Genomic DNA, 19,898 nt, shown 5'->3' with positions numbered 1-19,898 from the left:
CCCCTCGACTTCCTAGCCGGTCTTGAGCACCCCGAACCACTGCTCGGCTCCGTAGGCTTCGAACCGTTCGACCTCGACGAACCCGAGCCTCTGGGCCAGGCGCAGGGAGCGCTCGTTGGCCACCTGGGTGGTGAGGACGACCGGCTCACCCGGGAGCGTCCGCTCGATCCAGTCCAGCGCGGCTCGGGTGGCTTCGGTGGCGATGCCTCGCCCCCATGCGGTCGGCAGGAACTCGTAGCCGATCTCGACCTCGTCGCCCTCGTCGCGTACGTGGTGGGCCCAGGATCTGTCACGGCGCTGGACCGTGATCCTCCCGATGAACGCGCCGGCCTGCTCGACCGCAAAGATTCCGGGCCTGGTGTTCGGGTCGCCCGGGATGAGGTCCTCCAGTTCCTCCCGGGTGTGCGTCGGGCCGCCGAGGTAGGCCTGCGCGGTCTCGTCGGAGAGCAGGACTGCCAGGCCTTTCCTGTCCTCCGGCTTGGGGTGGCGGAGTATCAGGCGCTCGGTGACGATCGGGTCCGGGGGCCAGGGGACGTCTCCGAGGGGTTTCATGGTGGTGGACGGTAACTGGTTTTCGGGGTGGTCTGGGGCTTTTGGTCGTACGTGGGGCTGTGCTGTTGGTCGAGCTTGTGATGCTTCGGTGGTCGAGCTTGTCGAGACCTCGTGTTGCTTCGGTGGTCGAGCTTGTCGAGACCACGCGTCCCGTAACCGTTTCTTCGGGGCTGGTCTGGGCCGCCGACCCTTTCCTGAGGGTCTTCTCGATCTGGTCCGGCGTCAAGGACGGGCCTTCGGCCCGCCGGCTTCGCCGGCCGCTTCGCGGTCCTGGACTCCGGACCAGATCGAGAAAAGATTTGGCTGGCTATCGGGGCGGCGGCCCGGGTGTGGCGCAGCGAGATTCTTGCCTGTCTGGGTCGGTGTCGAGGCGGTGGAAGGGTGGCCCTTCGGGCCACTTACCATCCACAGGAGCGACGGCGTCCGCTGGCCACAAAACGTGCTTTGAACTGGGCAAATGGGTGGCTCTAGCGGCCCTCGAGGAGTAGAATCAGACCCATCACGGCACACCTCTGAAGGGAGGATCGGTGATGAGTCTCGGGCGCGAGATCGACCACTGGGGAACCCACCCCGGCGACGCGATCGACGTCGCCCTGAGCGCCATCGAATCCTCCCTCCGCGACCTGCTCTCCAGTGCCCCCGTCTATTGGCGGACCGATCAGAAGAAGGACCTGCTCGCACGACTCGAGAAGCTCCAGGCCCAACAGGCCGCGCTGAAGCTCCGAGTGCTCGCCTCGGCCGGCGACATCGCCGAGGAGACCGGGGTGAAGGACGCCTCGGGATGGATGCGGACCGAGCTGCTGGTCGACAAGGCGATCGCCCGGTCCCAGATCAAGCTCGCCGTCGGGGTGGCGAAGTACGACCTGGTCGATGCGGGCTTGGCCGAGGGTGTGGTCTCGCAGGACAAGGCCCGGGTGATCACCAAGGCCCTCGCCGCCATCGCGACCGACCCCGCCGCCAGCGCCGAGGACCTGGTGCTGGCCGAGAAACTGCTGGTCGACCACGCCACCCGGCTCACTGCGAACGAGCTCAAGATCGTCGGCAAACGGATCCTTTCGGAGATAGACCCGGAACGCTTCGAGCAGGCTGAAGCCGCAGCTCTCCACCGAGAGGAAGAGCTCGCCGCACGACGCACCTTCTTCACCTCCCGCGACAACGGCGACGGCACCATCGACATCCAGGCCCGGGTCTCCCGTGCGGTCGGTCTCCGGCTGCGCACGATCCTGGACTCCCTGGCCCAGCCCCGAAAGTGGTCGGCTCAGGACATGGGCATCAAAGCGCCCTACGACCGACTCCTCGGCCAGGCCTTCGCCCGCGTGGTCGAGACCTACGACGTCGACCAGCTCCCCAGGCATGGCGGCCACGGCACCACGGTGTTCATCACCATGACCCTCGACCAGCTCCGTGCCGACCTCGGCACCGCAGCCCTCGGGTTCGACGGCGACAAGATCACCGCCGCCGAAGCCCGCCGGATGGCCTGCAACGCCGACCTCATCCCCGTCGTCCTCGGCACCGACTCCGAGATCCTCGACCTCGGCCGCACCGCCCGGCTGGCCCACCCGATCCAACACCGAGCACTCCGGCTACGAGACCAAGGCTGCCAAGCCGAAGACTGCGACGCACCCGCCGCCTGGACCGAAGCCCACCACCTCAAACCCTGGTCCCAAGGCGGAAGAACCTCCCTCGAAAACCTGGTCCTGCTCTGCCCCAGCGACCATCGCCGCATCCACGACCCCACCTACGGGCACGAACGGCTCCCGAACGGACGGATCCGGTTCACCCGACGCGGCCGGACGGGCTGATCCGGAACCTGCTCGCACCCCTGTCGCTGCCACGACCCTCCTACGTCACCTGCTTGACTGCGCCCATGACTGCAGCCGAAGAGGTGAGTACGCCGATCAGCATGCTCTGGGAGTCAGCAGATCCGGGCGTGGCTCTGGCCGAGCGGTTCGGCTTTGCATCCGCCGCCGATGCTGTCGGCTGGTTGGGCGGCGTGCTGGCGGAGCACTGGGGGCTCAGAGTCGGGTCCTGCGAACGGCTGGTGATCAGTGATGCCAACTGCCTGGCGTGGATCACCGTCGACGGCTGTCGGATGATCGCGAAGTGGTCGATGCGTCAGAGGATGTTCGCGCGTCTTGCCGCGGTCGCCCGGCTCACGGCGTGGCTGGGGGAGCAGGGGATACCTGTCTCGCTGCCGCAGGCGGCTCGGGACGGCAGGGTCCAGGTGGAGGTCGATGGGTTCTCGCTCGGGCTCCAGCGCGTTGTCGAGGGCGAGCTGTTGGACATCACCGACCCGGTGCAGGTCCGGGCTGCGGGAAAGATGCTCGCGCTGATGCATCTGGCGATGGCCGATTACCCGGAGCAGGTCCCCGCCGGCGAGCCGCGGACACCGGGTACCCAGCTGGTCGGCAATGACTTCAGATCGGCCAACATCCTCTGGGCGGACGGGAGGATCGCGGCCGTCCTGGACCTGGAGGAGACCACCTACCGGCGTCGGTTGGACGATCTCGCGCAGGCGGCCGTCCTCCTCGGCACGCGCTATCACGACTGGCGCCCGTCGCCGGCCGACGTACGTGGGGCATTCGTCGCTGCGTACGCCTCGGTGGTTCCGTTGGGAGAGGACGACGCCGGCACGCTAGAGGATGCCATCGAGGCGTGCTCGAGGCGCATCCCCTGGCCGGGGTGATCGTGAGTCAGTCGCCGACGGCGTCGATGCCGCGCTGGACGATGAGAGGGTCGGGGGTGCCGACCACGTCGGGGTCCTTCTCGTCGTAGTCGTGGTTGGCGAGGAAGTGGCGCATGGCGTTGAGGCGGGCGCGCTTCTTGTCGTTGGAGCGGATCGTGGTCCATGGTGCCCAGTCGGTGTCGGTGCGGCGGAACATCTCCTCCTTGGCGGCGGTGTAGGAGTCCCACTTGTCCAGCGACTGGACGTCGATGGGGGAGAGCTTCCACTGTCGCACCGGGTCGATCTGGCGGATGATGAATCGGGTGCGCTGCTCGGAGCGGCCCACCGAGAACCAGAACTTCGTGAGCGTGATCCCGGAGTCGACGAGCATCTGCTCGAAGAGTGGCACCTGGTGCATGAACTGCTCGTACTGATCGTCGGTGACGAAGCCCATGACCCGCTCGACGCCGGCGCGGTTGTACCAGGAGCGGTCGAACAGGACCATCTCGCCGGCGGTGGGCAGATGCTGGACGTAGCGCTGGAAGAACCACTGCTGGGACTCCCGGTCCGAGGGCTTGGACAGCGCGACCGTCCGGGCGTAGCGCGGGTTGAGGTGCTCCATGAACCGCTTGATCGTGCCGCCCTTCCCGGCCGCGTCGCGGCCCTCGAAGAGCAGCACGTGCTTGCCGCCGACGCGGTCGTTCCAGCGCTGGAACTTCAGCAGCTCGACCTGGAGGAGGTACTTCTGCTCGTCGTAGACCTCGCGGGCGATCCGCTCGGAGTAGGGATAGTTCTCCCGCCAGGTGTCGACGGCCCTGCCGGCAGGGTCCAGGAGCACCGGGTCGTCATCGTGATCCTCGCCGATCGTGTGACCTTCGGTGATCAGGTTGTCGATGTACTCGCGAAATCCCTGGGACATGCCACGACCCTAGGGAGATGAGGTGAACGGGCGGCGACGTTTCAGCAAGCATCGCCATCGGGCCGTAACCTTGGTAGACGATGAACCCCCGGACCGTCTATCTGGACCACGCCGCCACCACGCCCATGGCTTCGGCGGCGATCGAGGCGATGACCGCGGAGCTGGCTCTGGTCGGCAACGCGAGCTCGCTGCACGCATCGGGTCGCCGCGCCCGCAGAGTGCTGGAAGAGTCCCGAGAACGGATCGCCGCAGTGCTCGGCTCTCGCCCCGGAGAGGTCGTCTTCACCTCCGGTGGCACCGAGGCCGACAACCTGGCGCTCAAGGGTGCCTACTGGGCACGCCGCGGCCAGGACCCCGCACGCACCCGGATCCTCACCACCACCGTCGAGCACCACGCGGTGCTCGACCCGCTGCAGTGGCTGGAGACGACCGAGGGCGCTCACGTCGAGCTGATCCCGTGCGACGCGACCGGCCGGGTCGACCTCGCCGCGATGAAGGAGGCCATCGAGCGGGACCCCGCCTCGGTCGCCCTCGTCTCGGTGATGTGGGCCAACAACGAGGTCGGCACGCTGCAGCCGATCCCCGAGATCGCCGCGATCGCCGCCGAGCACGGCATCCCGGTCCACACCGACGCCGTCCAGGCGGTCGGTGCGGTGCCGGTCGACTTCGCCACCAGCGGCGTCGACGCGCTCTCCCTGACCGGCCACAAGCTCGGCGGTCCGGTGGGTGCCGGCGCCCTCGTCGTCCGCCGCGAGCTCGAGCTGACCGCGCTCGTCCACGGCGGCGGCCAGGAGCGAGACGTACGCAGCGGCACCCACGCGACCGCGGCCATCGCCGGCTTCGCGGCGGCGGTCGAGCTCGCGGTCAAGGAGCAGGAGGCGTACGCGACCAGGGTCGGTGCGCTGCGCGACCGGCTCGTCGAGCAGGTGCTGGCGGTCGTGCCGGACTCCCACCTCAACGGCCCGCCGCTGGAGCCGCTGGGTCGCCACCGGCTGCCCAACAACGCCCAGATCGCGTTCCCGGGGTGCGAGGGCGACTCGCTGCTGATGCTGCTCGACGCCGCCGGGGTGGAGTGCTCGACCGGTGCGGCATGCTCTGCCGGCGTACCTCAGGCCTCCCATGTGCTCCTGGCCATGGGTCAGTCCGACGAGGAGGCGCGCTCCTCGCTGCGCTTCTCGCTCGGCCACACCACCACCGCCGAGGACGTGGACCGGCTCGTCGCGGCGATCGGGCCGGCCGTCGAGCGCGGTCGCGCGGCAGGACTGAACCGCTGATGGGCATGAGAGTCGTCGCCGCCATGTCCGGGGGAGTGGACTCCGCCGTCGCCGCCGCACGCGCGAAGGAGGCGGGCCACGACGTCACCGGCGTCCACCTGGCGCTCTCCCGCAACCCGGCGTCCTATCGCACCGGCGCACGCGGGTGCTGCACGATCGAGGACGCCAACGACGCCCGCCGCGCAGCCGACGTGATCGGCATCCCGTTCTACGTCTGGGACCTCTCCGACCGCTTCCACGAGGACGTGGTCGAGGACTTCATGTCGGAGTACGCCGAGGGGCGCACCCCCAACCCGTGCCTGCGCTGCAACGAGAAGATCAAGTTCGCCGCCGTGCTGGACCGCGCGCTCGCGCTCGGCTTCGACGCGGTCGCGACCGGTCACTACGCGACGCTTCGTGAGGACGCCGACGGGTTGGTCGAGCTGCACCGTGCCGTCGACGGCGGCAAGGACCAGTCCTACGTGCTCGGGGTGCTCGACCAGGACCAGCTGCGCCACTCGCTGTTCCCGCTCGGCGACACCCCCAAGCCGTTGGTACGCGAGGAGGCGGCCCGCCGCGGCCTGCTCGTCGCCGACAAGCCCGACTCCCACGACATCTGCTTCGTCGCCGACGGCGACAACGCCGGCTGGCTGCGCGAGAAGCTGGGCGACCGGGCACCCAACGAGTCCGGGCCGATCGTCGACGAGAGCGGCGAGGTCCTGGGGGAGCACCAGGGGACGTACGCCTACACGATCGGGCAGCGCAAGGGCCTCCGCCTCGGCAAGCCCGCGCCCGACGGGAAGCCCCGGTTCGTGCTGGACATCGAGCCGGTCTCCGGCACCGTCACCGTCGGCCCCAGGGAGCACCTGGCCGTCGACGGGCTCTCCGGGATCCGGCCGCGCTGGGCCGGGCGTGCGCCCGAGGGCGTCCTGGAGGGCACCGTCCAGCTGCGCGCGCACGGTGACGAGCACCGGGCGCGGGTGACCGTGGTCTCGACAGACTCGACGGGCTCGACCACCGACGCGGAGGTCGAGATCGAGCTGCTCGACCCGGCCTACGGCATCGCGCCGGGCCAGGCCGCGGTCATCTACGACGGCACCCGCGTCGTCGGCTCGGCCACCATCTCCACGACCCGCCGGGCGGCGCTCGCGTGAGGGCGACCGGAGTCGGGTCGCTGCCGGGAGAGGACTACGCGGAGGCCTGCCGGATCGTGCTCGGTGAGCTGACCGACCTGCCGCACCTGCCCGAGCTTCCGGCGCGCGGCGCGATCGCGAACATGACCGGCCGGACGCTGGCCGTCCTCGACGGGCTCGACGCCGACCTGCAGCCCGCGGGCTGGCGGCTGACCGGCACCTCCGGCTCCGCCGGCGTCGACCACCGGCGCGCCCGGAGCCTGCTCGCCCAGGACCTCGACACGGTCGAGGAGCTGGTCCAGGACTCTCCGCTCACCTCCGGCGGCGGCGCCTTCAAGATCCAGGTCGCCGGGCCGTGGACGCTGGCCGCCACCGTCGAGCGGCCGCGCGGCGACAAGCTCCTCGCCGACCACGGTGCCCGGCGCGATCTGGCGCAGGCGCTCGCCGAGGGGGTACGCAGCCACATCCGAGACGTACGCCGCCGCCTCCCCGGCGCGGACACCCTGGTCGTCCAGGTCGACGAGCCCGCGCTGAGCGCCGTGCTCAACGCCCAGGTACCGACCGGCTCGGGCTTCGGCAAGCACCGCAGCATCGACCTCCCCGAGGCCTCCCAGTCGCTCGAGTGGGTGCTCGGCGCGATCGCCGAGGAGGGCGCGGTCCCGTGGGTGCACTCCTGCGCGCCCGGCACCCCGCTCGGCCTGCTCCGCAAGGCCGGGGCGAAGGGGATCAGCGTCGACCTGACCCAGCTCACCGCCGCCGATCACGACGATCTGGCCACCGCCTTGGAGGCCGGCGACACGGTCGCCCTCGGCGTGGTCCCCCCGATCGCGCCGGCCGGCACCACGCCCACCGACAAGACGGTCACCGAGACCGTGGAGCGCTGGCTCGACATGCTCGGGCTGGACGCTGCGTACGACATCGTGCTGACGCCCTCGTGCGGTCTCGCCGGTGCCGGCTGGCGATGGGCCCGCACGGCGCTGCGAATCCTCACCGAAAGCGCGCGTCATCTGGCGTAGATTCCCCTCATGCGACGACGGGGGACGGCACTGCTGGCTGCTGCGGCTCTTCTGGTCACCGGCTGCGGCAGCAGCGCGACCGAGGCGGACGACGAGCCCAGCGAGAGGCCCACGGTCGCGCCCTCGGCGAGCATCGACCCGGCCGACCTGAAGCCCGGCAACCAGCCGGCGACTCCGGAGGCGCTCGCGGCGATCACGCTCCAGCACGTACGCGTCGTGCCGGAGGCCTTCGACGGCGGTGACCTCTACTTCGAGCAGGACGAGGTCGGCACCGTGCTGCGGTGGGGAGCCGACCACTCGCTCGAGGTCAAGGCAGGTCCGGTCGACGACGACCTGCTCTCGACCTGGTGCCACGACGGGATGTCCGGCTGTGTCGAGATGACGGGCGCGACCGGCACCGCCACCGTCGCCTGGGACCTGGCCACCGACGACGGCACGCCTGGCCAGCTGATGGTCTCCCACAAGGCCGGGGGAGAGGAGCGCCGGGCCGCCTACGTGGGTGAGAAGATCACCGAGGACCCGCGTGAGCTCGATCTCGAGGTGAGCGTGGACGCCCTGGTCGCCCTCGTCACCGACCCGCGCCTCGGCACCAGGACGACGGTGAAGATGACCAAGGCACAGGTCGATGGCTTCCCGTCCGAAGGCGCCAACGGCGTCGGCGAGGTCGCGCTGACTGCCGGGGCGATCGCGGCCGGACTGCTCGAGACCAAGGCGTACGCCGACATCGACTCCTTCGAGAAGGCCGATGTCTCGACCTACGGCCAGGGCGCCTTCGGCGTCGTCGGCACCCGTCCCGACGGCAGCACCGTCACCGCGGTCCACGCCCCGAACCTGCCCGCCGGGCTACGGAAGTGCCCGAAGAGCCTCACCTGCTCGAGGGCGACACCGACGGCTACGACGGCTGGACCGACGGGTCTGCCGAGACCGTGCGCTGCCACGAGGCCGAGGGGAAGAGCCACGCCTTCTGCGCGGTCGTACGCCAGCAGGCACCTGCCCCGTTCCCGGGGGACGACCTCGACCCGGTTCTCACGGGTCTCGAGGCAGGCCTGGAGACTCTGTGGCCGACGGTTTCGGCCGACACCGCGCGCCGGGGTGAGTCGCTGCTCTGACCGCCGTCAGCGTCCGGCGATCCGCTGACCCTGGTAGGCCTCGGCCCGCTGGCTCGGCGGAGCGAACGACTCCGGCGGGCGCGGCCGGCGCTCGGCGGCCTGCTGCGGAGACGCGTGCTGCGGCTCGCGGTGCTGCGGCTCGCGGTGCTGGGGTTCGCGGTGCTGGGGTTCCAGGTGCTGGGCCTCCCGGTGCGGCTGGAGGTGCTGGGGCGCCGGTTGGCGGTGGCTCGGCTGCCGCGGGCCCGGCTGACGACGGATCGGCTGCTGGTCCGCGGGGAGCCTGCGCGGGAGCGGGGCCTCGAAGTGGGGCTGCTGGTGAGGAGGCGCCGGGTAGGGGCCCGCTGCCGGTCGCGGGTCCGAGGGATAGCGAGGCGGTGCCTGGGCGTAGCTCGGATCGTCCCACTCATGATCACGCTTGCGGCGTCCGGTGAGCATGGCGACGGCGGCGCCCACGAGGGCGAGGACGATCATCGTGGCGACGATGATGAAGGTCAGCGGGCCGACCCCGCCGTCCTCGGCCGATGCGGCCTTCTTGACGGCGCCGGACGCCGGGGCGCAGCCGCTCTGGACGCACTCGCCGTCGCTGGGAGTCCCGGTCACGACGAACCTGATGCCACGGTTCACCGACCCCTGGAAGGTGAGGGTGTGCTTGCCGAGACCGATGTCCTTGGGAAGCCGCCCCGACCACTTCGCGACGCCGCGACCGTTGGCCTTGACGCTGGTCGAGAGGACCAGCGGTGTGGAGTAGACGACGACCCGGATGCCGGTCTCGTTGGGCTTGAAGCCGGAGGCCTGGGCGTGGATCACGTCGTCGGCGTCGACCGAGACGTCGTCGAGACCGGTGAGGGTCAGGCCCCTCGCCGTCGGCGGCTCCTCGGGGGCGGTCCACGGCTTCTTCGAGGCCTTGCCCTTCCGCCGCTCGCCCGAACCGGCACCGGCGCCCTCGGAGTCGCCGCCGGCTGAGGGCCGACCGGAGGACGTACCATCGCCGGGGCCCGTGCCCGAGCCCGAGCCGTCCGAGGATCCGGTGTCGTCCGTGGGCTCGTCGGGGGTCGGTGAGCTGCTGGGCTCGGCGAGCGCGTCGAAGTCGAAGGGGACGCCCACAGCCCGCGAATCGGCGGAGTCGTAGAGGTCACGATCACCGGCACGCATCGTCATGATCTGGTAGTCGGTGCCGGGGTCGAGCCGGGCGACCTGTGCGGCGTCGAGGGTGAAGGTGATCGTCCAGTCCTCGGGGTCGTCGGGGTTGATCACGACCGACTTGATGAAGGTGCTTCGCGTGCCCGACCCGCGGTAGCCGACCGGGTTGAGTGCGATCTCGATGCCCGGATCCTTGCCGCTGTAGTCGGTGCCGTGGACGCTGAGGGCCACGCCGTCCTTGGACTGCTCGAGGATCGACACCTCGACCTCGGCGTCGGAGAAGACGCTGCCCAGACCGAGCGCGTACGTCGCGCCGAGCGGGGCCAGTGTGAGCGCGAGCACTGTCAACAGCATCGTCACGAGCCGAGAAACCACTGCAGACCTCACAAGGCGGTTGTATGGGGGATTGGTGTCGGCCCGCCTCTCCCGACGCGGGAGGAAGTTAGCCCGATTTACCCTCTTCTGGTGACCCCCGTCACCCAGGTGTTGATCGGTTGCGTCGATATTGAGGGCGTTGAGTGTCGTTTGGGCCGATGAAACGCCGAAGACGCCCGGGTGGGTATGTGGTCAGAAATTGTCGGTGGGACCGGGCAAGATGGTGCCCGTGAACGATGACGTGACTGCCGACGCGGGCCCTGAGCAGAAGACCGAGCACCAGGAGCTCGCCGAGCAGATCGAGGACGCTCGCTACCGCTACTACGTGCTCGACGACCCGACGCTCTCCGACGCCGACTTCGACCAGAAGTGGCGCCGCATCAACGAGCTCGAGGAGCAGTTTCCCGAGCTGCGCACACCCGACTCGCCGACCCAGAAGGTCGGCGGCACGTTCTCGACGGAGTTCACCGCGGTCGACCACCTGCAGCGGATGGAGTCGCTCGACAACGCCTTCTCTTATCAAGAGCTCGCCGGTTGGCACGCCCGGATCGCCAAGGACGGCGCCGGCCAGGCCGAGCTGCTGTGCGAGCTCAAGGTCGACGGCCTCGCGATCAATCTGCTCTACGAGAAGGGCCGCCTGGTCCGGGCGCTGACCCGTGGCGACGGTCGCACGGGCGAGGACGTCACCCCGAACGTGCGCACCATCAAGTCGATCCCGCACCGGCTCAGTGGCACCGAGGAGTTCCCGGTGCCCGACCTGGTCGAGGTGCGTGGCGAGGTGTTCCTGTCCATCGAGGCCTTCGACAAGCTCAACGCCTCCCTGGTCGACGCGGGCAAGCCGATGTTCGCCAATCCGCGCAACTCCGCCGCCGGGTCGCTGCGCCAGAAGGACCCGCGGGTGACCGCGACCCGCGAGCTCGGGATGGTCTGTCACGGCATCGGGGCCCGGGAGGGCTTCCAACCGGTGGCCCAGTCGCATGCGTACGACGCACTCGAGGCCTGGGGGCTGCCGACCTCCAACCGGGTCAAGGTGCTCAAGAGCCTCGAGGAGGTCGAGGAGTTCATCGCCTACTTCGGCGAGCACCGCCACGACGTCACCGAGCACGAGATCGACGGTGTCGTGATCAAGGTCGACGACATCTCGCTGCAGCGCCGTCTCGGCTCCACGAGCCGCGCGCCGCGATGGGCGATCGCCTACAAGTATCCGCCGGAGGAGGTCAACGCCAAGCTGCTCGCGATCGACGTCGGCGTCGGCCGCACCGGCCGGGTCACCCCCTTCGGGGTCATGGAGCCGACCAAGGTCGCGGGTTCGACCGTCGAGCGCGCGACGCTGCACAACGCCCACGAGGTGAAGCGGAAGGACGTACGCCCCGGCGACACCGTGATCCTGCGCAAGGCCGGCGACGTCATCCCGGAGATCCTCGGCCCGGTGCTGCCGCTGCGTCCCGAGGGGCTGCCCGAGTGGGTGATGCCCACCGAGTGCCCTGCCTGCGGCACCACGCTCGCCGAGCAGAAGGAGGGTGACAAGGACCTGCGCTGTCCCAACCACCGCGGCTGCCCGGCGCAGGTGCGCGAGCGGGTCTTCTTCGCCTCCGGCCGGGGCGCCTTCGACATCGAGGGGATGGGCTACGAGGCCGCCGACGCGCTGCTCGCCGCCGAGGTGATCACCAACGAGGGCGACATCTTCGCGCTCGACGAGGCCGGCCTCGCCACGACGACGTTCTTCACCCGTGCCGCCAAGAAGGCCGAGAAGGAGGCCGGTGCCGGAGACCGCGTCCTCAACGCCAATGCGGTCGGTCTGCTCCGCAACCTGGAGGAGCGCAAGCAGGTCCCGCTGTGGCGGGTGCTGGTGGCGCTGTCCATCCGTCATGTCGGCCCGTCCGCGGCTCGTGCGCTGGCCACGGAGTTCGGCTCGCTCGATGCCATCTGGGCAGCCTCCCAGGAGGAGCTCGCCGCCACCGAGGGTGTCGGTGGGATCATCGCCGAGGCGATCGTCGAGTGGCGCCAGGTCGACTGGCACCAGGAGATCGTGGACAAGTGGCGCGCGGCCGGGGTCTCCCTCGCCGACGAGCGCGACGAGTCCGTCGCTCGCACCCTCGAGGGCCTGACCGTCGTGGTCACCGGCTCGCTCGAGGAGTTCTCCCGCGATGGTGCCAAGGAGGCGATCATCAGTCGCGGCGGCAAGGCGGCGGGCTCGGTCTCCAAGAAGACCGACTACGTCGTGGTCGGCGACAACGCCGGCTCCAAGGCGGCCAAAGCAGAGGAGCTGGGTCTGCCGATCCTGGACGAGGCGGGGTTCAAGGTGCTGCTGGAGGCCGGGCCGACTGGACTCGGCTAGGAAATACCCCCCATAGTGTGGGGCCGTGCTCGACGCCCTTCCCCCACTCCTCACGGTCGCCGCGATCCTGCTGGTCCCGGCGACCGTGCTGCTCTTCCTGATCCGTACGCCGCGCACCGGCTCGCTCTCCGCGGGCACGGCGGTCCTCGCGGCGACCCTCACCGCTCTGGCTGCGCTGGTGGTCGGCATGCTGCTCGGCCAGGACGCCGTCCCGGCGGCGATCGGGGGCGCTGTCCTCGGTGCCTCCCTGCTGGCCTGGCTGCCCGCGGCGCGGGACTGGGACGTACGCGGTCTGGTGGCCTGGGCCCTCACCATCGACGTCGGCCTGCTCTACCTGACCTACGTGGGTCTGTGGACGGTCACCGTCCACCCCGGAGCGTGGACGACGACGCTGTCGGGCCTGCTGTGGCTGCTCGAGGTCTTCGTCTTCGTGATCGGCGTGGGCTACCTGTGGGAGATGGTCGACGTGCTCGCCCGGCGACGCTGGCGCGGGTGGCCGACACGCGGTGAGTACCACCCGGGCTGGCGCCGGCCGTTCGTGAGCCTGCACGTGCCCACCCACAACGAGCCGCCTGAGATGGTCATCGAGACGCTCGAGCGGATGCTGAAGCTGGACTACGACGCCTACGAGATCCTGGTCATCGACAACAACACCGACGATCCCGCGCTGTGGCGGCCGGTGCAGGACTTCTGCGAGCAGTACGACGGGCTCACCTTCATCCATCTGACCAACTGGCCCGGGTTCAAGTCCGGGGCCCTCAACTACGCGCTGACCAGGATGAACCCGCTGACCGAGGTCGTCGGAGTCGTCGATGCAGACTACCACGTCGCCCCCGACTTCCTGGCCCACAACGCCCCGCTGTTCACCGACGAGTCGGTCGCCTTCGTGCAGACGCCGCAGGACTACCGGGACTGGGACGTCTCGCCCTACTTCCGCCGCCTCTACCACTCCTACGGCTACTTCTTCGACGTCAGCCAGGTCTCGCGCAACGAGCGCAACGGGGCCATCTTCGGCGGCACCATGGGCCTGATCCGGGCCTCCGCGCTGGTCCGGTCCGGCGGCTGGGACGAGTGGTGCATCACCGAGGACGCCGAGCTGTCGCTGCGGCTGCTGAAGATGGGCTACAACGGCATGCACGTCGACCGCTCCTACGGCCGCGGCGTGATGCCGCTGACCTTCGAGACGCTCAAGAAGCAGCGGTTCCGGTGGTGCTTCGGCGGCGTCCAGATCCTCCGGATGCACTGGCGCTCGCTGCTGCCCGGTCGCCGCACCGAGGACAACCAGATGACCCTGGCGCAGCGCTGGGCCTACCTCGTCGGCGGGCTGCAGTGGTTCGGCGACCTCGCGGGCGCGCTGTTCACCTTCTTCCTCGTCTCGGGCGCGCTCGACCTGATGCTGGGTGGGGGACTGGTCGTACGCCGCCTCTCCGGCCTCCTGCTGTTCGCCACCGTCGCCCTGGTGCTCTTCGGTGCGGCCCGCTCGATCGCGCTCGTCCGGCTCCGGGGTGGGGCGTCCTGGCGCGATGCGCTCGGTGCCTTCGGGCTCTGGCTGGCGCTCGGGGTCACCGTCGCACGTGCCTCCTGGCTCGGGCTGGTCTCGCGTGAGGGCACGTTCCTGCGTACGCCGAAGATCAAGGGGCGCCCGCGGGTGCGGGACGTGGTGCGGGGCAACCTGGTCGAGACCGTCGCGGCAGCCGTCTGCCTGGTCCTGGCGCTCGCGGTCGCGGTGAGCGGAGGGGCGACGGGGATCGCCCTCGCGGCGCTGCTCGGCTTCCAGGGGTTCGGCTACGCGCTGGCCCCGATCAACAGCTGGGCGGCGATCCGCAGCGACCTGCCCGCCGACCTGCGCCGCCGCCGGGAGCGGCTCTGGGCGTGGAGCGCGGCCGCTGCGCCCGCGGCTCGGCGCGGTGGACTGGTGCTGGCCTTCAGCTCGGTGATGCTTGCCGGGCTGGTCGCCATCGCGGCGCCGGTGGGCAGCCCGGACGTACCCGAGGTCGGCGATGTCCCCGGAGCGCTCGAGAAGAAGTCGCAGGGCGAGGACCCCGAGCCGTCGGGCGAACGGAGCCCGGGACCTGAGGCGGAGGAGGACCCGGCCACCGACCCGACCCGGGCTCCGGAGACCACGCCCAGCCAGGCGGGCGCGACCGCCAGCACCCGGCCCACCCAGGCCACCGACCCGACGCCCTCCACCGCCCCCACCCGAGCGGCCGACCCGACCCAGGCGGCGCCCACCCAACCCGGCTCGGGCGGCAGACCCACCGACAAACCGTCCAACGGCGGCGGCCCGAACAAGGCGCAGTAGGCCCGCGAGGGGTCAGGACTGGTTCATCGTCCCGCTGATCGTGTCGGCGCGCTTCTTCAAGGTGACCGGCGTATCGGCGCACCCTTGGCCGACCTCGTCGCATATCTCCACCTTCGTCCCTGACGCCCGGATCAGCTGCCCCTCAGGGGTCCAGCCGAGGTGGTCGCCGAGCTCGACGGCGGTCTCGGTGCCCTGGCCGAGGTCGTGGATCGGCGCGGTAGGGGTGTCATAGCGGCAGTTGTCGTTCTCGTCGCACATCGCGTAGGGAGCCGCCAGGGCGTGGTTGCTGTCGGGCGAGAGCTCGAGCCTGATCAGGTCGTCGGGGTAGTCGGAGGAGCGAGTGGTCAGGAGCACCCGGCCCGTGGCCACCTCGACCACTCTCTGGGTCTCGCCGGTCGCATCCTGGGTCACCGCGCGGCCGTCGATCACCTCGGTGGTGTAGCCGCCCGGGAGCCCCTTCGAGGTCGAGACCTGCCCGGAACGCCAGGCGACGTCGAGGGTGCGGTCGTCGAGGGCGATGTAGGCGTGCTCGCCGTCGACCGCGACCGGCGGAGTCGTCCAGCCGGCCCAGGTGTACTTCCCGGAGATCGGGACGTCGGCGACCTTCTCGCCGGTGCCGAGGTCGACGACGCGCACCAGCCAGCCGTCACCGTCCTCGACGGTCCAGGACACATAGGGCGAGTCGGGGTCGGTGCCGATCAGCCGGTCGCTCACGTCACCGAGGTCGAGCGGTTGGACGCCGGCCGTCGTGATCAGCGAGAGGCGAGCGTTCGTATCCGTGCTCCTGGCGAGCAGGCCGACGGAGGTGTAGCGCAGGTCGTTCACGCGGCCGCCGTACGTCACCACGCTCCCGTCACCGAAGTGGACGCTGTTGCCCTCCGCGACCGCCCAGCCCCGGGGATCCCCCTCGGCCGCGGCGATGTGGGGACCGTCGTCGCCGAGCGTCCCGCCCAGGACGTACGTCCCGAGCGCGCCGGCCATCGCCAGGGCTGCCACACCGGCGACCCAGCGGGTGCGCCGGTGCCGGCGGACGGCGCGGGCGCGGAGGTGGAGCTCGTCGGTGGCCAGACGAGGCACGACGACCTCGTCGGCGGCGTCGCGGAGCAGCGTACGCAGGTCGTTGTCGGTCACTGGGTCACCTCCAGGGTGAGAGTCGGGTCGCCGAGGATGGTGCGGAGCTTGTCGAGGGCGAAGGAGGTCTGGCTCTTCACCGTGCCCTCCGAACAGCCGAGGAGGTCGGCGGTCCGGCGTACGTCGAGATCCTCGTAGAAGCGGAGGACCACGACGGCGCGCTGGCGCGGAGGCAGCGCGGCGACCGCGTCGAGCAGCACCGAGCGGGTGGTCGGATCGTTCTCGTGAGCGAGGTCCGGAAGGACCTCGGTGGGCTGCTCGCGGTTCCACGACGCCTTCCGGAACCAGCTCATCGCGGTGTTGAACAGGACCTGCCGGGCATAGGCGGGGGCGGCTTCGAGCGTGCGTACCCGGCCCCAGTTGCCGTAGGTCTTCGCCAGCGCCGTCTGGACCAGGTCCTCCGCACTGGCATGGTCCCCGACGAGCAGGTAGGCCGAACGATAGAGCCGCGGCCAGGCCACCTGGGCGAACTCGTCGAACTGCTCCTGGGTTGGGGGTCTCGCCATCGATCCATCCGATCTCTCGAGCCGATTGTCAGGGTTGAGGACGCGGTGGGGCCACCGATCGGTTGTATGTGCGTCGAACTCCGGTCCGGCGCGGGCCTCACCGAGGTGAGAGTTGAGGCTTCGGCCGCCTAGGATGTGCGGCATGCCAGAAATCACCCGCGACGAGGTCGCGCACCTGGCCGACCTCGCCCGCATCGACCTCAGCGACGCCGAGCTCGATCACCTTGCCCCACAGCTGCAGGTGATCCTCGAGTCCGTCGCCTCGATCCAGGGGCTTGCCGGCGACGACGTGCCTGCCACCTCCCACCCGCTTCCGCTGACCAACGTCTTCCGTGAGGACGTCGTCGTGCCCGGCCTGACGCCGGAGCAGGCGCTCTCCGGTGCGCCGAGTGTCGAGGAGCAGCGCTTCGCCGTGCCGAGGATCCTGGGGGACGAGCAGTGACTCTCATCGAGAAGACCGCCGCCGAGCTGATCGACGCGCTCGCCGCGGGCGAGACCACCTCGGTCGAGCTGACCCAGGCCCACCTCGACCGCATCGCGGCGGTCGACGGCGACGTCCACGCCTTCCTGCACATCGACGCCGAGGGTGCGCTGTCCCAGGCCGCCGCCTCCGACGCGCGCCGGGCCAACGGCGACGCGCTGCATGCTCTCGACGGCGTACCGATCGCGGTCAAGGACGTGCTGACCACCACCGGCCTGCCGACGACCTGCGGTTCCAAGATCCTCGAGGGCTGGATCCCGCCCTACGACGCGACCGTGGTCAAGAAGATCAAGGCCGCCGGTCTGCCGATCCTGGGCAAGACCAACATGGACGAGTTCGCGATGGGCTCCTCCACCGAGCACTCGGCCTACGGTCCGACGAAGAACCCGTGGAAGCTCGACCGGATCCCCGGCGGCTCCGGCGGTGGCTCGGCCGCGGCCGTCGCCGCCTTCGAGGCGCCGCTCGCGCTCGGCACCGACACCGGTGGCTCGATCCGCCAGCCGGGTGCCGTCACCGGCACCGTCGGCGTGAAGCCGACCTACGGCTCGGTCTCGCGCTACGGCCTGGTCGCCCTGGCCAACTCGCTGGACCAGGTCGGTCCGGTGACCCGCACGGTCCTCGACAGCGCCCTGCTCCACGAGCTGATCGGCGGTCACGACCCGCTCGACTCCACCTCGACCACCACCCCGGTGACCGGGCTCGTCGACGCCGCCCGTGCGGGCGCGACCGGCGACCTCAAGGGCGTCAAGGTCGGGGTCATCAAGGAGCTGGCCGGCGAGGGCTGGGCCCCGGACGTCATGGCCAAGTTCAACGAGTCGGTCGACCTGCTCACCAAGCTGGGTGCCGACGTCGTCGAGGTCTCCACCCCGAGCTTCGAGCACGCGATGGCGGCCTACTACCTGATCCTGCCGGCGGAGTGCTCCTCCAACCTGGCCAAGTTCGACGCGATGCGCTACGGCCTGCGGGTCACCCCCGACGGCGACCCGAGCGCCGAGGACGTGATGAAGGCCTCGCGTGACGCCGGGTTCGGCGACGAGGTCAAGCGCCGCATCATCCTCGGCACCTACGCCCTGAGCAGCGGCTACTACGACGCCTACTACGGCCAGGCGCAGAAGATCCGCACGCTGATCATCGAGGACTTCAAGAAGGCCTTCGAGCAGGTCGACGTGCTGGTCTCGCCGACCTCGCCGTCGACCGCGTTCCCGCTGGGCGCGAAGCTCGACGACCCGCTCGCGATGTACATGCAGGACCTGGCCACCATCCCGGCCAACCTGGCCGGCACGCCCGGCATCTCCATCCCGGCCGGGGTCTCCGACGCGGACGGGCTGCCCGTCGGCGTACAGCTGCTGGCGCCGGTCCTGGAGGACGCTCGTCTCTACCGTGTCGGTGCCGCGCTCGAGGGCGCCATCGGTCCGGTGCTCTCGATCGACAAGCTGGAGGTGGCCCGATGAGCGAGACTCTTGTCGCGTTCGACGAGGTGCTGGAGCGCTACGACCCGGCGATGGGCCTGGAGGTCCACGTCGAGCTCAACACCAACACCAAGATGTTCTGCGGCTGCCCGGCGACCTTCGGCGGCGAGCCGAACTCGCAGGTCTGCCCGACCTGCCTCGGCCTGCCCGGCTCGATGCCGGTCGTGAACGCCAAGGCCGTGGAGTCGGCGATCCGGATCGGGCTGGCCCTGAACGGGAAGATCGCGGAGTGGTGCCGGTTCGCCCGGAAGAACTACTTCTACCCGGACATGCCGAAGAACTTCCAGACCTCGCAGTACGACGAGCCGATCGTCTACGACGGCTACCTCGACGTCGAGGTCGAGGGGGAGACCTTCCGGGTCGAGATCGAGCGCGCCCACATGGAGGAGGACACCGGCAAGACCACCCACATCGGTGGCTCCACCGGCCGCATCCACGGCGCCGACTACTCGCTGGTCGACTACAACCGCGCGGGCATCCCCCTGATCGAGATCGTCACCCGACCGATCCTCGGCGCCGGTGCCAAGGCACCGCTGGTGGCGAAGGCCTACGTCGCCGCGCTGCGCGAGATCCTGCTGGGTCTGGGTGTCTCGGACGTACGCATGGACCAGGGCTCCATGCGCTGCGACGTCAACCTGTCGCTGTCCCCGAAGGGCTCTGGAATGCTGGGGACGCGGACCGAGACGAAGAACGTGAACTCGCTGCGCTCGGTCGAGCGGGCCGTACGTTTCGAGATGTCGCGCCACGCCGGGATCCTCGACGCGGGGGAGGCGATCTTCCAGGAGACCCGCCACTTCCACGAGGACACCGGCACCACCTCGGCCGGACGGCCGAAGTCGGACGCCGACGACTACCGCTACTTCCCCGAGCCCGATCTCGTCCCCGTCGCTCCGAGCCGCGAGTGGGTCGAGGAGCTGCGTGGCACGCTCCCCGAGCCGCCGGCCGAGAAGCGGGCGCGGCTGCAGGCCGAGTGGGGCTACTCCGACCTGGAGATGCGTGATGTCTGGGCCGCCGGCGCGATGACGCTGATCGAGGCGACCGTCGCCGAGGGCGCCTCCGCCCAGGCCGCGCGCAAGTGGTGGATGGCAGAGCTCTCCCGGGCCGCCAACGACCGGGGTGTCGAGCTGGCCGAGGTCGGGGTCACCCCGGCCCAGGTCGCGGAGGTGCAGAAGCTGGTCGACGGCGGCTCGCTGACCGACAAGCTCGCTCGCCAGGTGTTCGAGGGTCTGCTCGCAGGTGAGGGCACGGTCTCCGAGATCATCGACGCCCGCGGTCTCGCCGTGGTCTCCGACGACGGTGCGCTCGGTGCGGCCGTCGACGAGGCCATCGCCGCCCAGCCCGCCGTGGCCGAGAAGATCCGCGGTGGCAACCAGGCCGCCGCCGGCGCCCTCATCGGCGCCGTCATGAAGGCGACCGGCGGCAAGGCCGACGCCAAGCGTGTGCGCGAGCTGATCCTGGAGAAGCTCGCCTGAGGCGTTGCCGAGTCGGTCCGTCTTGACACCTGAACCC

16 protein-coding genes are annotated in these 19,898 nt (G+C 70.2%); 11 read left to right on the top strand and 5 right to left on the bottom strand.

What is annotated here, in order from left to right:
- Positions 1-12: 12 nt before the first annotated feature.
- Positions 13-552 (bottom strand): GNAT family N-acetyltransferase, encoded by a 540-nt coding sequence (locus ACFVDI_RS22590; protein ID WP_378910518.1) that lies wholly within the window; start codon positions 550-552, stop codon positions 13-15.
- 530 nt (positions 553-1,082) lie between these two features.
- Between ACFVDI_RS22590 and ACFVDI_RS22585 the strand changes: the two genes are divergently transcribed.
- Both ACFVDI_RS22585 and ACFVDI_RS22580 read left to right on the top strand, forming a co-directional pair.
- Positions 1,083-2,354, top strand: a complete 1,272-nt coding sequence (locus tag ACFVDI_RS22585) for a DUF222 domain-containing protein (protein ID WP_378910514.1) — start codon at positions 1,083-1,085, stop codon at positions 2,352-2,354.
- 65 nt (positions 2,355-2,419) lie between these two features.
- Positions 2,420-3,238, top strand: a complete 819-nt coding sequence (locus tag ACFVDI_RS22580) for a phosphotransferase enzyme family protein (protein ID WP_378910511.1) — start codon at positions 2,420-2,422, stop codon at positions 3,236-3,238.
- 7 nt (positions 3,239-3,245) lie between these two features.
- On the opposite strand, the gene ppk2 is transcribed toward ACFVDI_RS22580, so the two are convergent.
- The gene (gene ppk2, locus ACFVDI_RS22575) at positions 3,246-4,136 is read right to left on the bottom strand and encodes a polyphosphate kinase 2 (RefSeq protein WP_378910508.1); all 891 of its coding nucleotides are present in this window, start codon (positions 4,134-4,136) and stop codon (positions 3,246-3,248) included.
- A gap of 80 nt (positions 4,137-4,216) precedes the next feature.
- Here ppk2 and ACFVDI_RS22570 point away from each other — a divergent pair, with 80 nt between their 5' ends.
- Genes ACFVDI_RS22570 through ACFVDI_RS22555 form a run of 4 tightly spaced genes read left to right on the top strand, consistent with a single transcriptional unit; the run spans position 4,217 to position 8,675 of the window.
- Positions 4,217-5,410 (top strand): cysteine desulfurase family protein, encoded by a 1,194-nt coding sequence (locus ACFVDI_RS22570; RefSeq protein ID WP_378910505.1) that lies wholly within the window; start codon positions 4,217-4,219, stop codon positions 5,408-5,410.
- Between the two features lie 5 nt (positions 5,411-5,415).
- Positions 5,416-6,543: a tRNA 2-thiouridine(34) synthase MnmA gene (gene mnmA / locus ACFVDI_RS22565; protein WP_378910586.1), complete on the top strand. Its 1,128-nt coding sequence runs from the start codon at positions 5,416-5,418 to the stop codon at positions 6,541-6,543.
- Positions 6,540-7,538 carry a methionine synthase gene (locus ACFVDI_RS22560; RefSeq protein WP_378910503.1) on the top strand — a complete coding sequence of 333 codons (999 nt, stop codon included), beginning with the start codon at positions 6,540-6,542 and terminating at the stop codon, positions 7,536-7,538. Before mnmA ends, ACFVDI_RS22560 begins: the two co-directional genes overlap by 4 nt.
- Positions 7,539-7,547: 9 nt before the next feature.
- Positions 7,548-8,675: a hypothetical protein gene (locus ACFVDI_RS22555; RefSeq protein WP_378910501.1), complete on the top strand. Its 1,128-nt coding sequence runs from the start codon at positions 7,548-7,550 to the stop codon at positions 8,673-8,675.
- Here the strand turns inward: ACFVDI_RS22555 and ACFVDI_RS22550 are convergent.
- A complete protein-coding gene (locus ACFVDI_RS22550; RefSeq protein WP_378910499.1) occupies positions 8,654-10,141 on the bottom strand; it encodes a hypothetical protein in 1,488 nt (495 codons plus the stop codon). The two genes, ACFVDI_RS22555 and ACFVDI_RS22550, sit on opposite strands and share 22 nt — an antisense overlap.
- Positions 10,142-10,382: 241 nt before the next feature.
- Here ACFVDI_RS22550 and ligA point away from each other — a divergent pair, with 241 nt between their 5' ends.
- Positions 10,383-12,500, top strand: a complete 2,118-nt coding sequence (gene ligA, locus ACFVDI_RS22545) for an NAD-dependent DNA ligase LigA (protein WP_378910582.1) — start codon at positions 10,383-10,385, stop codon at positions 12,498-12,500.
- Positions 12,501-12,525: 25 nt separating this feature from the next.
- A complete protein-coding gene (locus tag ACFVDI_RS22540; protein ID WP_378910496.1) occupies positions 12,526-14,802 on the top strand; it encodes a glycosyltransferase in 2,277 nt (758 codons plus the stop codon).
- 12 nt (positions 14,803-14,814) lie between these two features.
- Here ACFVDI_RS22540 and ACFVDI_RS22535 read toward each other — a convergent pair whose 3' ends face one another.
- Together ACFVDI_RS22535 and ACFVDI_RS22530 are read right to left on the bottom strand one after the other, a co-directional pair.
- Complete coding sequence (locus tag ACFVDI_RS22535; protein WP_378910493.1) at positions 14,815-15,933, bottom strand: hypothetical protein; 1,119 nt, start codon at positions 15,931-15,933, stop codon at positions 14,815-14,817.
- On the bottom strand, positions 15,930-16,439 hold the full coding sequence (locus ACFVDI_RS22530) for a SigE family RNA polymerase sigma factor (protein ID WP_378910491.1): 510 nt from the start codon (positions 16,437-16,439) through the stop codon (positions 15,930-15,932). Before ACFVDI_RS22530 ends, ACFVDI_RS22535 begins: the two co-directional genes overlap by 4 nt.
- Positions 16,440-16,581: 142 nt before the next feature.
- Between ACFVDI_RS22530 and gatC the strand changes: the two genes are divergently transcribed.
- From gatC to gatB, 3 genes are read left to right on the top strand one after another with little or no spacing between them, the layout of a single operon-like run.
- Positions 16,582-16,881 carry an Asp-tRNA(Asn)/Glu-tRNA(Gln) amidotransferase subunit GatC gene (gatC, locus tag ACFVDI_RS22525; protein ID WP_008358461.1) on the top strand — a complete coding sequence of 100 codons (300 nt, stop codon included), beginning with the start codon at positions 16,582-16,584 and terminating at the stop codon, positions 16,879-16,881.
- Complete coding sequence (gene gatA, locus ACFVDI_RS22520) at positions 16,878-18,371, top strand: Asp-tRNA(Asn)/Glu-tRNA(Gln) amidotransferase subunit GatA (protein ID WP_378910487.1); 1,494 nt, start codon at positions 16,878-16,880, stop codon at positions 18,369-18,371. The genes gatC and gatA overlap by 4 nt, the downstream gene beginning before the upstream one ends.
- Positions 18,368-19,861, top strand: coding sequence for an Asp-tRNA(Asn)/Glu-tRNA(Gln) amidotransferase subunit GatB (gene gatB / locus ACFVDI_RS22515; protein WP_378910481.1), 1,494 nt, complete (start codon positions 18,368-18,370; stop codon positions 19,859-19,861). Before gatA ends, gatB begins: the two co-directional genes overlap by 4 nt.
- The last annotated feature ends 37 nt before the right edge of the window (positions 19,862-19,898 follow it).

Source organism: Nocardioides sp. NPDC057767 (assembly GCF_042798275.1).
GTDB lineage: Bacteria > Actinomycetota > Actinomycetes > Propionibacteriales > Nocardioidaceae > Nocardioides.
Note: the sequence above shows the minus strand (reverse complement) of the source record. Positions and strands in the feature narration are given on the sequence as shown.

Excerpts from the sequence above, each read along its gene's own strand:
- ACFVDI_RS22590 (WP_378910518.1), bottom strand. The coding sequence starts at position 552 with ATGAAACCCCTCGGAGACGTCCCCTGGCCCCCGGACCCGATCGTCACC.
- ligA (WP_378910582.1), top strand. The coding sequence starts at position 10,383 with ATGGTGCCCGTGAACGATGACGTGACTGCCGACGCGGGCCCTGAGCAG.
- ACFVDI_RS22530 (WP_378910491.1), bottom strand. The coding sequence starts at position 16,439 with ATGGCGAGACCCCCAACCCAGGAGCAGTTCGACGAGTTCGCCCAGGTG.
- ACFVDI_RS22550 (WP_378910499.1), bottom strand. The coding sequence starts at position 10,141 with ATGCTGTTGACAGTGCTCGCGCTCACACTGGCCCCGCTCGGCGCGACG.
- ACFVDI_RS22555 (WP_378910501.1), top strand. The coding sequence starts at position 7,548 with ATGCGACGACGGGGGACGGCACTGCTGGCTGCTGCGGCTCTTCTGGTC.
- mnmA (WP_378910586.1), top strand. The coding sequence starts at position 5,416 with ATGAGAGTCGTCGCCGCCATGTCCGGGGGAGTGGACTCCGCCGTCGCC.
- ACFVDI_RS22570 (WP_378910505.1), top strand. The coding sequence starts at position 4,217 with ATGAACCCCCGGACCGTCTATCTGGACCACGCCGCCACCACGCCCATG.
- gatC (WP_008358461.1), top strand. The coding sequence starts at position 16,582 with ATGCCAGAAATCACCCGCGACGAGGTCGCGCACCTGGCCGACCTCGCC.
- ppk2 (WP_378910508.1), bottom strand. The coding sequence starts at position 4,136 with ATGTCCCAGGGATTTCGCGAGTACATCGACAACCTGATCACCGAAGGT.
- ACFVDI_RS22580 (WP_378910511.1), top strand. The coding sequence starts at position 2,420 with ATGACTGCAGCCGAAGAGGTGAGTACGCCGATCAGCATGCTCTGGGAG.
- gatB (WP_378910481.1), top strand. The coding sequence starts at position 18,368 with ATGAGCGAGACTCTTGTCGCGTTCGACGAGGTGCTGGAGCGCTACGAC.
- ACFVDI_RS22585 (WP_378910514.1), top strand. The coding sequence starts at position 1,083 with ATGAGTCTCGGGCGCGAGATCGACCACTGGGGAACCCACCCCGGCGAC.